This window comes from Pseudomonas uvaldensis, from assembly GCF_021271205.1.
Classification (GTDB): Bacteria; Pseudomonadota; Gammaproteobacteria; order Pseudomonadales; family Pseudomonadaceae; genus Aquipseudomonas; species Aquipseudomonas uvaldensis.
The window spans coordinates 23,421-37,701 of sequence record NZ_JAIWKS010000014.1 but is presented as its reverse complement, the minus strand read 5'-3'; the positions used below and the strand labels follow the sequence as shown (position 1 = coordinate 37,701).

The 14,281-nt window shown below is 62.0% G+C and carries 12 protein-coding genes; 8 read left to right on the top strand and 4 right to left on the bottom strand.

Translation table 11 applies throughout. The features are described 5' to 3' along the window. Nucleotides 1-292: 292 nt before the first annotated feature. Nucleotides 293-2,239 carry a DNA topoisomerase III gene (locus tag LCU97_RS24055; protein ID WP_232777967.1) on the bottom strand — a complete coding sequence of 649 codons (1,947 nt, stop codon included), beginning with the start codon at nucleotides 2,237-2,239 and terminating at the stop codon, nucleotides 293-295. Between the two features lie 238 nt (nucleotides 2,240-2,477). Between LCU97_RS24055 and LCU97_RS24050 the strand changes: the two genes are divergently transcribed. Next, on the top strand, nucleotides 2,478-2,885 hold the full coding sequence (locus LCU97_RS24050; protein ID WP_232777966.1) for a response regulator: 408 nt from the start codon (nucleotides 2,478-2,480) through the stop codon (nucleotides 2,883-2,885). A gap of 68 nt (nucleotides 2,886-2,953) precedes the next feature. Here LCU97_RS24050 and LCU97_RS24045 read toward each other — a convergent pair whose 3' ends face one another. Further along, on the bottom strand, nucleotides 2,954-4,576 hold the full coding sequence (locus LCU97_RS24045) for an MFS transporter (protein ID WP_053154375.1): 1,623 nt from the start codon (nucleotides 4,574-4,576) through the stop codon (nucleotides 2,954-2,956). Between the two features lie 207 nt (nucleotides 4,577-4,783). Then, nucleotides 4,784-6,427: a GMC family oxidoreductase gene (locus tag LCU97_RS24040; protein ID WP_232777965.1), complete on the bottom strand. Its 1,644-nt coding sequence runs from the start codon at nucleotides 6,425-6,427 to the stop codon at nucleotides 4,784-4,786. A 119-nt stretch (nucleotides 6,428-6,546) separates the two neighbouring features. Here LCU97_RS24040 and LCU97_RS24035 point away from each other — a divergent pair, with 119 nt between their 5' ends. From LCU97_RS24035 to LCU97_RS24020, 4 genes are all read left to right on the top strand, one after another. Next, nucleotides 6,547-7,431 (top strand): LysR family transcriptional regulator, encoded by an 885-nt coding sequence (locus tag LCU97_RS24035; protein ID WP_053154369.1) that lies wholly within the window; start codon nucleotides 6,547-6,549, stop codon nucleotides 7,429-7,431. Nucleotides 7,432-7,582: 151 nt separating this feature from the next. Continuing rightward, nucleotides 7,583-7,942, top strand: a complete 360-nt coding sequence (locus tag LCU97_RS24030; RefSeq protein WP_232777964.1) for a c-type cytochrome — start codon at nucleotides 7,583-7,585, stop codon at nucleotides 7,940-7,942. Between the two features lie 117 nt (nucleotides 7,943-8,059). Then, nucleotides 8,060-9,358, top strand: coding sequence for a D-arabinono-1,4-lactone oxidase (locus LCU97_RS24025; RefSeq protein WP_232778002.1), 1,299 nt, complete (start codon nucleotides 8,060-8,062; stop codon nucleotides 9,356-9,358). A 26-nt stretch (nucleotides 9,359-9,384) separates the two neighbouring features. After that, nucleotides 9,385-10,641, top strand: coding sequence for a DSD1 family PLP-dependent enzyme (locus tag LCU97_RS24020; protein ID WP_232778001.1), 1,257 nt, complete (start codon nucleotides 9,385-9,387; stop codon nucleotides 10,639-10,641). Nucleotides 10,642-10,786: 145 nt separating this feature from the next. On the opposite strand, the gene LCU97_RS24015 is transcribed toward LCU97_RS24020, so the two are convergent. After that, the gene (locus LCU97_RS24015; RefSeq protein WP_053154356.1) at nucleotides 10,787-11,731 is read right to left on the bottom strand and encodes a SphA family protein; all 945 of its coding nucleotides are present in this window, start codon (nucleotides 11,729-11,731) and stop codon (nucleotides 10,787-10,789) included. A gap of 204 nt (nucleotides 11,732-11,935) precedes the next feature. Between LCU97_RS24015 and LCU97_RS24010 the strand changes: the two genes are divergently transcribed. From LCU97_RS24010 to imuA, 3 genes are read left to right on the top strand one after another with little or no spacing between them, the layout of a single operon-like run. Next, a complete protein-coding gene (locus LCU97_RS24010) occupies nucleotides 11,936-12,985 on the top strand; it encodes an AraC family transcriptional regulator (protein ID WP_053154353.1) in 1,050 nt (349 codons plus the stop codon). 43 nt (nucleotides 12,986-13,028) lie between these two features. Next, nucleotides 13,029-13,646 (top strand): transcriptional repressor LexA, encoded by a 618-nt coding sequence (gene lexA / locus LCU97_RS24005; RefSeq protein WP_053154350.1) that lies wholly within the window; start codon nucleotides 13,029-13,031, stop codon nucleotides 13,644-13,646. Then, nucleotides 13,646-14,278, top strand: a complete 633-nt coding sequence (gene imuA / locus LCU97_RS24000) for a translesion DNA synthesis-associated protein ImuA (protein WP_232777963.1) — start codon at nucleotides 13,646-13,648, stop codon at nucleotides 14,276-14,278. The genes lexA and imuA overlap by 1 nt, the downstream gene beginning before the upstream one ends. Nucleotides 14,279-14,281: the final 3 nt, after the last annotated feature.

Here is a 14,281-nt window from a genome sequence, read left to right as displayed (position 1 = left end):
GCGCGTCATGAGGATTTTCGCCAGCGTTTCTCGTCCTTGTTTCCGGACGGTCATGCCAGGTCAGCACCTTCAATCTGCCTTGTGGGCAGTCCCTTATCCAAAAAACAGCTCGGCGGTCAGACGAGCTTGCTCAAACGGTTACCTGTGCTCCCGATCGGGGAGACGTCTGCATCATGCAAGGGCAAATCTGTATCGTCAACGGTTTTGTAGTGATTATTTTTGTTCACTACATATTGTCTGACAAGATGATTTGGGTATGAAAAGGCTAGCCTGGGTGCGATGGCCGGTTTGTTCAGGTTGCCTTGGCTTTGGTCGCTTTGCGCGGTGTGCCGGCAGCCTTGCGCTTGGCCGGTTTGCGTTTGTTCTTCCAGGGCGTGGCGCTGCGACCGGCGGGACTGGCCGGACCGCTGATGGTCAGACTCATGCCCTGACAGCGGGCGATGTGCTTGCTCATCCAGGCGGCCTGGCGTGTGACGAATTCTTCCAGGCTCATTTCCCCGCTTTGCACCATGTCCAGCGCCTGTTCCCAGATGGCGGTGGTGCCCGGGTCGGCAATGGCGCGGGGCACTGCGTCGATCAGGCTGAAAGCCGCGGGGGTGGCCGACAATGCCTTGCCATGCTTGATCAGGTAACCGCGATCGAGCAGGCCCTGGATGATCGAGGCCCGCGTCGCTTCGGTGCCGATGCCGGTGGTGTCCTTGAGCTTCTGCTTGAGCAGCGGATCCTCCACCAGCCTGGCGACGTTCTTCATGGCCTTGATCAGGTCGCCCTCGGTGAATGGCTTGGGCGGCTGGGTCCACAGGTCCTTGAGCGTCACTTCATCCACGGCACAGTCATGGCCTTCGATCAATGCCGGCAAGGTTTGCGGTGCCGGGGCTTCCCGACCTCGTGCGGGAGCCAGGGCTTCGGGCAGGGCGCGTTTCCAGCCGGCCTCGACGATCTGCTTGCCCACAGCACGCAGCACCTGACCGGCGCACGCGAAATCGGCCTGGGTGCGGTCGTATTCATGGAGCGGCAGGAACTGCGCCAGATAGCGCGCACGTATGAGGGTATAAACGGCTCGTTGCTTGCCGGCGAGCTTGTCGAGGTTCTTTGCGGCAATGGTAGGAATAATGCCGTGGTGGGCGCTGACCTTGGCGTCGTTCCACGCCCGGGATTTGCGTTGCGGCTGCAGATGCTCGCCCAGCGGCACGAGGCTCGGGTCGGCCTGGGCGAGGGCGGCAAGAATTGCCGGCGCTTCGCTGTGCTGGCTCAACGGCAGGTAGCCACAATCGCTGCGCGGGTAGGTAATGAGCTTGTGGGTTTCGTAGAGCGACTGGGCGATGTCCAGGGTTTCCTGGGCTCCGAGGCCTAGCTTCTTCGAGCAGATTTCCTGCAGGGTGCCCAGGTCGAAGGGCAACGGCGCCGCTTCTCGCAGGCGCTCGGTCCGTACCTGGGTGACCAGCGCGGTCCCGGCGGTGCTCATGGCCTGGGCGGCTTCGCGGGCCAGGGCCTGGTTCAGGCATCGTTCCTGGTCGTCACAGGCTTGCGGATCGGCCCGCCACTGAGCGGTGAACCCGGTGCCGGCATGGCGCAGCTGGACGTCGATGGCCCAATAGGCGACCGGCACGAAATCGGCGATGCTGCGGTCGCGGTCCACCACCAGCCGCAGGGTCGGTGTCTGCACACGGCCTACCGGCAACACGCCCTGGTAGCCGGATTGCCGTCCCAGCAAGGTGAACAGGCGACTCAGGTTCATGCCAATCAGCCAGTCGGCCCGGGAGCGACCCAGGGCCGAATGGTACAGGTTGAACGTTTCGGCACCCGGTTTGAGGGCGGCCAGGGCCTTGCGGATCGAGGCTTCATCCAGGGCCGATAGCCACAGACGCTTGATTGGCCCGCGATAACGGCAATGTTCCACCAGCTCCCGAGCGATCATCTCGCCCTCCCGGTCGGCATCGGTGGCGATCACCAGTTCCCTGGCTTCTCCGAGCAGGCGCTTGACCGCCTTGTACTGGCTGGCGGTCTTCGGCTTGACGGTCATTTTCCATTGCGTCGGCACGATTGGCAGGTCGGCCAGCACCCAGCGCTTGTACCGCGCATCGTAGGCGTCGGGCGGGGCGGTTTCCAGCAGGTGGCCGATGCACCAGGTGACCGTGACGCCTGCTCCTACCCAGCAACCGTCACCCCGCCGCCTTGCACCGAGTACGGCGGCGATGTCCTTGGCCTGGGACGGTTTTTCACAGAGGTAGAGCTGCATGACGCCTGTTTTCCTAACGGTTTACTGAGGCCGTAGCATGGTCAGGGATCGGCCCGAGGGCAAGTTTTATCTGTATGCATATACAGATAAAACGTTGCGCTGCGTTGCAGCAGAGCGTTTGGCATGACGTTCGGCGGGTGTAGCGGCAAGCAGAATGAATTAATGGAAAAGGTGCAACTCATAAATGGCAGAGCGGTAAAAACCGTGAAAATTTCCGAGGGCAAGGAGAGTCAATCACATGAATTCGATGCCAAACGGCAACGGGCAGGCGACCACACGTTTGATTCTTGTCGTTGAAGATGACCCGACCATCCTGGAGTTCTTGTGCGAGATACTGGAGGACGAGGGTTTTGTCGTGGAACCCCGGGAAAGTGCTGACTCAGCGTTGACATTCCTTGAGCAGAGCGCCGATTACGTGGACTTGCTGCTCACCGATATCACCATGCCCGGCAAGATCGACGGCGCGGACCTGGCCAACCTCACCGGGGACCGTTGGCCGCAGATCCCGCTGTTGATCATGTCGGGCTACGAAACGCCGGAAAGCGCCGGTATCAAGCACCACGCTTCGTTCATTGCCAAGCCATGGGCGTTGGGACAGATGCTGGATCTGGTAGAAAGCACGGTGAAGAATCACCAGGTCCATTGATGGAGAATGAGGAGCCTCTGTGGAAGTCAGGTTGGCTCCCACAGATGTGCCGGACCGCCGCCGTTCCCTCAGTTTTTGTCCAAGTCCACGTTACGGGTTTCCCGCAGGCAGAGCATGCCCACGATCAGGCTCACCGCGGTGATGACCACGGGGTACCACAACCCATAGAAGATATCCCCGGTGTAGACCACCAGGGCGAATGACACGGTGGGCAGGAAACCGCCGAACCAGCCATTGCCGATGTGGTAGGGCAACGACATGGAGGTATAGCGGATGCGGGTGGGGAACAGTTCGACCATCAGCGCCGCCAGTGGGCCGTAGCACATCGCCGAAATGATGATCAGCGCCACGATCAGCACGACGATCATCGTGCGGTTGATCTGCTGGGCATCGGCTTTTTGCGGGTAGCCTGCCAGGGTCACCGCGCCGCGCAGGGCGGCTTCGTCGAAGCCTTCCAGCTTCACGTCGCCCACGCTGACTTGCACCGTGCTGCCGGCCGGGGCCGCGACGCTGCTGTAGGGCAGGCCTTGCTTGACCAGAAAGGTCTTGACCTTGTCGCAGGGGCTGTCGAAGCGCGCCTTGCCCACGGGATCGAATTGGAACGTACAGGTCGCCGGGTCGGCGACCACGGTGATCGGTGCCTGGCGGCTGGCCTGGTCGATGGCCGGGTTGGCGTAATGGGCCAGGGTCTTGAAGATCGGGAAGTACAACGCCGTCGCCAGCAGCAGACCCACCATCAGTACCGGTTTGCGTCCGACCTTGTCCGACAACCAGCCAAAGAAAATGAAGAAGGGCGCGCCGATGATCACGCTGACGATCAGCAGGCTGTTCGCCAGGGCCGGGTCCATCTTCAGGAACTGAGTGAGGAAGAACAGCACGTAGAACTGTGCGGCATAGAAGGTCACGGCTTGGCCGGCATTGATGCTGAACAGGGCGATCAGCACCACTTTGAGGTTTTCCCACTTGCCGAAGGATTCGCGAATCGGCGCCTTGCAGCATTTGCCTTCTTCTTTCATTTTCAGGAACGCTGGCGACTCATGCAGGCTCAGGCGGATCCAGGTGGAAATGCCCAGTAGCAGGATCGACAGCAGGAACGGGATGCGCCAGCCCCAGACTTCGAACTGATCGCCGGTGAAATAACGGCAGCCCAGCACGACCAGCAACGAGAGCAACAACCCAAGGGTGGCGGTGGACTGGATCCAGCTGGTGTGGAAACCGCGTTTGCCTATCGGCGCGTGCTCGGCGACGTAAGTGGCCGCACCGCCATATTCTCCACCCAGGGCCAGGCCCTGGAGCATGCGCAGCACGACGAGGATGATCGGCGCGGCGATGCCGATGCTGGCGTAGTTGGGCAGCAGGCCGACGCAGAAGGTCGCCAGGCCCATGAGAACGATGGTGGCCAGAAAGGTGTACTTACGCCCGATCATGTCCCCCAGCCGCCCGAACACCAGGGCGCCGAATGGCCTCACGATGAAGCCGGCGGCGAAGGCCATCAGGGCGAAGATGAACGCCGTGGTGTCGTTGACGCCGGCGAAGAACTGCTTGCTGATCACCGCGGCCAGGGCGCCATAGAGGAAAAAGTCGTACCACTCGAACACCGTCCCCAGGGACGAGGCGAAGATGACTTTCTGGGTTTCCTGGCTGGTGCCCATGCTGCGCGTAGCTTCCAGGGGCTGAACATGTTCGGACATAGCGGTATCCCTCACAGTGATTGTTTTTGTTGTTCCACTGTCGACGCCGGTATTGGCGTTGTTGCTTGCTGCATTCCTTGAAATCGGCGCACGTCCCATGTGGGAGCGGGTTTGCTCGCGAAGGCGGTCTATCAGTCAGCGGCGATGTTGGCTGACACACCGCTTTCGCGAGCAAGCCCGCTCCCACACCGGATTTTCATTATTCCCTCAGACCGTAGCGGTTTCCTTTTGCACTGTAGTGTTCCGGGTTTGCTGCTCCAGCATCATCTGCGCCGCCTTCTCGGCAATCATCAGCGTCGGTGAGCAGGTGTTGCCCGAGGTGATGCGCGGCATGATCGAGGCGTCGGCGATGCGCAGGCCTTTGATGCCATGCACGCGCAACTGCGCATCCACCACCGCTTCGCGATCCTGGCCCATGCGGCAGGTGCCCACCGGGTGAAAAATCGTCGTGCCAATCCGGGCAGCGGCCTGGTGCAGTTCTTCTTCCGTCTGCAGGCTCGGGCCCGGCAGGTATTCCGTCGGCTTGAAGACGCGCAAGGCCGGGGCGGCGACGATACGGCGAGTCAGACGAATGGCGTCGGCGGCGACTCGCAGGTCCTCGGGATGGCTCAGGTAATTGGGCTGGATCAGCGGCGCCTCGTTCGGGGCCGCCGAGCGGATGTCCACCCGGCCACGGCTTTGCGGACGCAGGTCGCAGACCGAGGCCGTGAAGGCCGGGAAGGTGTGCAGCGGTTCCCCGAAGCGTTCCAGGGACAATGGCTGAACGTGGTATTCAAGGTTGGCCGAGGTCTGTTCCGGCCCCGAACGGGCGAAGGCGCCGAGCTGGCTGGGAGCCATGGACAGCGGGCCGCTGCGGTCATATAGGTAGCGCAGGCCCATGCCCATCTTGCCCCATAAACTACCGGCGATCTGGTTCAAGGTGCGGGCGTTTTCCAATTGATAGATCAAGCGCAGTTGCAAGTGGTCTTGCAGATTGCCGCCTACGCCGGGCAACTCCTGGGCCACACCGATACCCAGCCGTTGCAGCAGATGGCGCGGACCGATCCCGGAGCGTTGCAGGATGCCTGGCGAGCCAATGGCCCCCGCGCACAGCACGATTTCCTTGCGCGCCTTGAAGTTTATCGCCTTGCCTTGACAGCGTGCGCTGACGGCTTCGGCCCGACCGTCGCGCAGCAGTACGCGGTCGACCTCAACCTCGGTCAGTACCCTGAGGTTGGCACGCTGGCGTACCGGTTTGAGGAAGGCCTTGGCGGCGTTCCAGCGCACCCCGGCTTTCTGGTTGACCTGGAAATAACCGCAGCCTTCATTGTCGCCGCCATTGAAGTCGTCGACGTTGGGAATGCCGCTCTGTTCGGCGGCGGTACGGAAGGCATCGAGGATCGGCCATGACAAGCGCTGGCGTTCCACCCGCCATTCGCCGGCGGCCCCGTGCAGTTCGGAGGCTCCGGCGAAGTGGTTTTCGCTTTGCTTGAAGAGTGGCAGTACGTCCTTCCAGGCCCAGCCGGGATTGCCCTCTGCGGCCCAACCATCGTAATCCGCCGCTTGGCCGCGCATGTAGATCATGCCGTTGATGGAGGAGCAGCCGCCCAGTACCTTGCCACGCGGATAACTCAGGGCACGTCCTTGCAGGCCAGGTTGGGCTTCGGTCTTGAAGCACCAGTCGGTACGCGGGTTGCCGATGCAGAATAGATAACCCACGGGGATATGGATCCAGGGATAGTTGTCGCGCGCCCCGGCTTCGAGTAACAGTACCCGGTGTTGTGGATTGGCCGAAAGCCGGTTGGCCAACAGGCATCCGGCAGGGCCGGCGCCCACGATTACATAATCGTATTCATCGATGACAGGTTGCATCCGCGACCTCGTTTCTTGTTCTTGTGGTACCCATCCTAGTTGTTAGTTTTCGTTTGAAAAATGTTAGTTTTCACGCACCCGCTGTGCGTTTACAAACAGCAAGGTGCAAGGGAGCTGACATGTTCGACTGGAATGACCTGCGTTATTTTCTGGAACTGCAACGCAGCGGCCGCTTGCTGACCGCCGCACGACGCCTCAACACCACCCATGCCACGGTGGCTCGGCACATCGAGGCCATCGAAAAGAGCCTGGGCACCGCGCTGTTCGTCCAGCATGCCCAAGGCTACGAACTGACGCCGGCCGGCGAGACGCTGCTCAAGCATGCCGAGGCCATGGAGAACGTGGCGCTGTTGGCTCAGGAGGACATCACCCAGTCCAGTGCGCCCTTGGGCAAGATCCGCCTGGGCGTGACCGAAGGGCTGGGCATCATGTTCCTCGCCAGTCGCATGGACAGCCTGTTCCAGCGCTATCCGGGCCTGGAAGTGGAGCTGGTGGCGGTGCCTCGGTTCGTCAGCATCCTCAACCGCGAAGCGGAAATCAGCATTCATCTCGAACGGCCGGCGGCCGACCTTTTGGTGACTCGTAAACTCACTGACTACAGCCTGGCGCTGTACGCCAGCCAAGCCTACCTGGATCGCTCGCCGCCGTTGCGCAGTCGCGACGACCTGGCCCGTCATGCCTGGATCGGGTATGTCGACGACTTGCTGTTCAGCCAGGAACTGATGTTCCTCAACAGTTTCTGCCGTAACCCACGGGTGGTGTTCCACAGCACCAGCGTCATCGCCCAGCAACAGGCTGCGCGCTCGGGGCTGGGCATCGCCGTGTTGCCTTGCTTCATGGCCAGCAGCGACCCGGCGCTGGTGCCCCTCCTGCCCGACGAAACCATCCGGCGCAGCTACTGGATCAGTACCCGTCGCGAATTGCACAGGTCCGTGCGCCTGCGCGTGCTGTGGGATTACGTGGTGCAGTTGTGCGAGCGCGAGCAGGGGGTATTGCTTCCCTGAGCGGGCGATCCCCAAAGGAGGGCTGTCCTGTGGGGAGCAAGGCTCGTCTGCGCTGGCCGTTCAAGTCCCCTTTATTGGCCGGCAATGACCTCAGCCGATGGCTCTGCATGTCTTAGTGTGGTAACCGCCAGACCACAATAAGAGAGCTCCCATGTCGGCGAAAATCCCTTGGACGTTGTTGCAGGTCCTTACTTTTGTGCTGCTCGCAGGCTGCGGCGAAGACGCCAGACCTCCCGCACCTACTGTGTTCACGGCCATGCCCGCCGACGCGGCGCTTGCCCAGATCTACGACAGCAGTTGCAAGCTCTGCCATGCCAACCCTGGCGCCGGAGCGCCCCTGACGGGTGACACAAATGCCTGGGCGCCCAGAGTGGCCCAGGGCGCCGACACCCTGCTGGACCACGCGATCAACGGCTACAACGGCATGCCGCCGATGGGGTTGTGCATGCACTGTTCCGAAGAGCAGTTCATGGCATTGATCGCCTTTATGTCCGGCCAACAATTCCAATAACAAGAAGATGGGTACCCAGGCATGACGATGAGTTATTCACGGCGCCGCTTGTTGAAGCAGGCGGGTGTTGTCGCCGCCTTCACGGCTCTGGGCAGCCAGGGCGTGCTGGCCGACCTGATGCGCGCCCCGCGCCTGATTCCCTGGCGCAACTGGTCTGGCGGGCAAAGTTGCCTTCCGGCAGCGCGCCTGGCGCCCAAGGATCTCGATGAGCTGGTGCAAGTGGTGAGCCGTGCCGAAGGACGGATTCGTCCGGTGGGCTCCGGCCATTCCTTCAGCGCGCTGGTGCCCACCGATGGGACGCTGCTGTCGCTGAGTCATTTCAGCGGTCTGCTGGATCACGACGCGGCGAGCCTGCAAGCCGAGTTCGGCGGTGGTACGCCAATGTCGCGCATGGGGCCGGCACTCAAGGCCATCGGCCAGGCACTGCCGAACATGGCGGACGTGGATTACCAGACCCTGGCGGGCGCGATTGCCACCTCGACCCATGGCACCGGCAAGGCCTTTGGCTCGTATGCGTCTCAGGTCGTTGGCTTGCAGATGGTGACCGCCCGTGGCGAGGTGCTCGATTGCGATGCCAATCGCCATCCGGACGTCTTCAAGGCGGCCAGGGTATCGCTTGGCGCGTTGGGGCTGGTGACCCGCGTACGCCTGCAGAACCGTGCCGCGTATCGGTTGCGCGAGCGCCAATGGGTGGCGAAAACCGAAGAGTTGCTGGAGGACGTGGAAACCAACACCAGGGACAACCAACACTGGGAAATGCAGGTGGTGACCCATTCCGACTACGCACTGTCGATAGCCCTGAACGAAACCGAGGACCCGGCCACGCCCCCCATCAGCCCCGAAGAAGAGGGCGGCAACGAATTCGTCACCCTGATCGAAAAGCTCGACAAGTATGGCAGCGACTTTCCGGCCACACGACGGGCCCTGCTCAATAGCCTTCGGCTGGTGGCGGATTTTGACGACCGGGTCGGCGATTCCCATGACATCTATGCCAATGCCCGCACCGTGCGTTTCAACGAGATGGAGTATTCGGTGCCGGCCGAACACGGCCCGGCGTGCCTGCGAGAGATCCTTGCGCTGATCCGTGACAAGGACCTGCGCACTTGGTTTCCCATCGAATACCGTTACGTGCGGGCCGACGACATTGCCTTGAGCATGTTCGAGGGCCGCGACAGTTGTTCGATCTCGGTGCACCAGCATTACCAGATGGATCACCACAACTTCTTCGCGGCCATCGAACCGATCTTCTGGAAATACCAGGGCCGTCCGCACTGGGGCAAATTGCATTCGCTCAACGCCAAGGCGCTTCGGGCGCTGTATCCGCGCTGGAACGAATTCGCTCAGGTGCGCCAGGCCCTGGACCCTGACGGGAAATTTCTCAACGGGCACCTTTCATCGATTCTGGGGGTGAGCTGATGGGCTTCAATCGTCGTCGTTTCCTCATGGGGACGCTGGGCACCGGGGTCTTGCTGGTGGGTGCCGGGGCTTGGCTACGGCCGACGGATCAAGGCAGCGGCTACAGCGATTATTTCCACCAACTGAACCGTGAACTCAAGGCCCATGGCCCCATGCGACCGGTCATGCTGATCGACCTGGATCGACTCGATCACAACATCGACGTGGTCAAGGCTTCGGTCCGACGCACCGGCAAGCAATTGCGGCTGGTGGAAAAATCCCTGCCGGCACCCGGGTTACTCGATTACATCGGTCGGCGGGCCGAGACCCGACGATTGATGTCATTCCACCAGCCATTCCTCAATCACGATGCGCGGCAGTTTCCCGAGGCCGATATTCTCTTGGGCAAGCCCCTGCCGGTGCGTTCCGCCGAGCTGTTCTATCGACTTCACAAAGGCGCGTTCGATCCGTCGCGCCAGTTGCAATGGCTGCTGGACACGCCCGAACGTCTCGAGCAGTACCGGGCCCTGGCCCAGGGGCTCGGCACGCGCATGCGGATCAATATCGAACTGGATGTGGGGCTGCATCGCGGCGGAGTGACCGATGACGGGGCGCTGGAGGCGATGCTCAAGCTGATCCGCGCTCACCCGGCGCAGCTGGAGTTCGCCGGATTCATGGGCTACGACCCCTTCGTCGGGATGGGTGTGCCGGAGCTGCTGGCGAGCCCGGAAACCCTGCTGGCCCGGGTCATGGCAATCTATAACGCTCGGGTGGATCTCCTCCGCTTGCGCTACCCCGACCTGTGGCACCCGAGCCTGACGTTCAACACCGCCGGCAGCCCAAGCTATCGCCTGCATGAGCGGGAAAACCTCAGCACCGAAGTCTCGGTGGGCACCGCCATGCTCAAGCCCAGCCATTACGATTTGCCGTCGCTGAGTGAACATGTACCGGCGGCCTACATCGCTACGCCAGTGTTGAAACGTACCGGCGCGGTGAATATCCCGGCGCTGGATGACACGTCGCGGATTTTTTCCTGGTGGGACGTGAACCAGCGCGCCACGTTTTTCATCTACGGGGGCAATTGGATGGCCGACCTCGAATCGCCCCCCGGCTTGAAGAGCAACGGCCTGTATGGCCGCAGCTCCAACCAGGAAATGGTCAACGGCTCCGAAGCAGTAGGGTTGGCGGTGGAAGACCAGGTGTTCCTGAGACCGACCCAGACCGAGTCGGTGTTGCTGCAATTCGGCGATCTGCTGGCGGTGCGTGGGGGAAGAATTGTCGAGACGTGGCCGGTCTACAGCTGACCGACAACCAGAGAGATAGAAGAGTTGCCACAGATCCAATGTGGGAGCGGGCTTGCTCGCGATAGCAGAGGTCCAGTCGACATCGATGTTGAATGTCAGTCCGCTATCGCGAGCAAGCCCGCTCCCACGGGATGATTGATGTCAATCAGAGCTCAAACGGAATACTGACCTTGGCCCACAGCATTTCGCCCTCGGGCCGGTTTTCCACGTCGAATTCCTTGGCCCAGCGGATCTCGGCGCTGGCGTATTTGAGGAACGTCAGGTGCAGCGCCGGGCCGATGGCGAACACCTGTCCGCGCACGCCATCGTCCACATCCTGCCCGGCGAATTGCACGGTGCGTCCGTACTGTTTGTCGTCGGTGGTCTGCTTGAGGTAATAGCCGTTTAGGCCCAGCCGCAGGTTGTCAGTCACGCGGTAACTGACGGAATAATCGAAGTGGAAAATCTGCCCCGAACGGTAATCGGTGTCCTTGTTTTCGCGGTTGAAACTGTAAGTGGTCTTCATTGACACCTCGGTTCTTTCCGTGGGCAGCCAGGTGAAGGAGAACAGCGGCTTGTAGGTGTAGAAGTTGGTGCTGGTGTTGGCCAGGCGATCCGCGTCGTATTCGCCAGTCGGCACAGTGATTTCCACGGCGGCGGCCAGGGTCAGGTTCTTGCCCATGTCCCACAGCACGATGGGTGAAATCGTGGTGTCGCCCATGCTTTCGCGAGTGTCCTGCAGACCGAACACCGAGATTTCCTGCTTGAGCCAGGGCTGGGCGATATAGATGCCAAACCGTCCGCCTGCCACCCGCAGCGGGCTCAGGTAATCGATACGCGGGACCACTGCCGTGGATTCGATCTCCACATTGGGTACTTCACCGCCCAATGAACTGATGTTGAATTTCCGAGCCTTGTAATGGTTGTAATACAGGTTGAACGCGAACATGTTGTCCGGAAGGCTGTCGACCTCCAGCGGCAACACGAAAAAGCCGTCGGTGCCGGGACCGATGTTATCGACACCGGTTTCGGTGGCCAGTGCCGGCAAAGCGCAAGCGCAGGCCAGGCCCAGGGTCATTTGCAAGGCGAATGTCGTGCGGATCGGGTTCATGGGGGAGCTCGTTATTATTGTTGGAGAAGCACCTAAAGTCCGAGCCATAGAAATAAGCCGTTCGTGACCGGTAGGGCAGGGTATTGGCGGCCACACAGGGGACTTGGGCGGCCACATTTTGTATCCCCCGTTGCATTGGCTCATGCTAACGTTCATGAAATAACCGGTTACAAAAACGCCTCCTAACGTGCCCCGGACCCGCCCATGCTCAAAGTCATCGACCCTACCTATGAACTGGCGCTGGTGTCGCCGTTCCTGCTGCAAACCCTGGCTGAAGTCGTGACGGACAAAGGCTTCGACGCGGCCGGCCTGTGTCGCGGGCTGGGGTTCGGTCTCGACGATCTACAGGATCCTGCGCAACGAATTTCCTATCGTCAGGCCGTCGTCATGATTCAACGGGCGCTCAAGCTGTTGCCCGACAAGGGCCTGGGATTGTGGGTCGGCGATCGCAACGTCCTGGGCACCCTGGGCTTGTTGGGGCATGTCTTGTCGCTGTGCGAAACCCTGCGCGATGCCTTCGCCCTGGGAGTGCGTTACCAGCACACCACCGGCGGAATCGCGGTGACCAGCGTCGAAGAAACCCCGGAGCGGATCATGGTCGAGGCGAGCTGTCGGCTGCCCTTTGCCGAGATCCAGGTGTTCGCGGTGGAAGAATTCTTCGCCAGCCTGATGGTTTATGGCCGGGCACTGGCAGGGTCGGATTTCAAGCCCGAAGCCGTGGAGTTCATGCATGCCGCGCCGTCCTATGCCCAGGAGTATCAGCGCATACTGGGCCCCGTCGTGCGCTTTGGATGCCGGCACAATCGCATGCTGATCGATGTCCGCTGGTTGGACCTGCGCCTGCCCAATCACCACCCGCTGGCCCTGCGTCAGGCCCTGGCTTTGCTGGAACAGGAGGCCGCCGAGGGGCATCAGAAGATCGACCTGATCCAGGCCGTGGAACGGGCGATTGCCCGGGACCTGACCCGGGGCAGCCACATCGAGAAAATCGCCGGCGATCTCAACATGAGCAGCCGCACCCTGCGCCGTCGTCTGACCGAACACAACCTGACGTTCGAAGCCTTGCTGGAGCAGGTGCGGCGCGGACGGACCCTCATCCTGCTGGCCAATCCCGGATTGTCCATCGAACGCATCACCGAGGAGGTGGGCTACAGCGATGTGCGCAGTTTCCGCCGGGCGTTCCGACGCTGGACCGGCATGAGCCCCAGCGCGTTTCGCAGTGAAGGGGCCGAGGCTCACAGCACGACCCTGTGAACTGACTGGCGGCGCTTGTCAGAAAAAACCGACAAGAGTACAAATGTACTCCATGACGACACTCACTCCCCGCCGCACCGCCATCCTGACCTTCATTCGCGAGCGCATCGCCGATCAGGGCCAGCCTCCCAGCCTCGCTGAAATCAGCGAGGCGTTCGGTTTTGCCTCCCGTAGCGTGGCGCGCAAGCATGTGCTGGCGCTGACCGAAGCCGGTTTTATCGAAGTCAATCCGCACCAGGCCCGGGGCATCCGATTGCTGAACCAGCCGCCGCGCCCGGAGCTGCTGGACGTGCCGGTGCTGGGACGGGTGGCCGCCGGCCTGCCCATCGGTGCCGATGCCGAGGTTCATGACCGCCTGATGCTGGACCCGGCGATATTCAGTAAAGCGCCCGATTACCTGTTGCGAGTCCAGGGCGACTCGATGATCGGCGACGGCATTCTCGACGGTGACCTGGTGGGCGTACAACGCACGCCTCAGGCTTCGAACGGGCAGATCGTGGTGGCACGGCTCGACGGTGAGGTCACCATCAAGCGCTTCGAGCGAGTCGGCGAACAGGTGCGTTTGCTGCCGCGCAACCCGGCCTATCAGCCGATCATCGTCGAGGCCGACCGGGACCTGGCGATAGAAGGGGTGTTTTGTGGCCTGTTGAGGCAAGGCTGATGGGAGCGGTCGTTGCGCTGGATACGCTGTTCAACGGCGGCCAGGTCTGGAAGGGCCGCCCTGCGCCGCCGGCCGCCAGCCCGCAACCCACCGGCCATGCCGCCCTGGACGCGGCGTTGCCCAGCGGCGGCTGGCCGGAGGCGGCGCTGACGGAAATTCTCCTGGCCGCGCCGGGCGTAGGCGAGTTGCAACTGGTGTGGCCGACCCTGGCGCGGCTGTCGGCGGCGCGGGAGCGGATCGTGCTGGTGGCGCCGCCGTTCGTGCCCTATCCCCAGGCCTGGCAGAATGCCGGGATAGACCTGCGCCAGTTGTCGGTGATCCGGGCCGACGAGCGCGATGCCCTCTGGGCCACCGAACAGTGCCTGCGTTCGGGCAGTTGCGGCGCGGTCCTGTGCTGGCCTCGCCAGGCGGACGACCGGGCCCTGCGCCGCCTGCAAGTGGCGGCGGAAACCGGCCAGACCCTGGCATTCGCCTGGCGCTCGATCCAGGAAGCCGTCAACCCGTCGCCGGCCGCACTGCGCATCGCCATCGATGCTCGGCCCGGGCAATTGCGCGTGCTCAAATGCCGAGGTGGCTTGGCCCATTCCGGGCCGATTGCCTTCGCTACACCTGCATCACGAACCGGGTATTGAGGT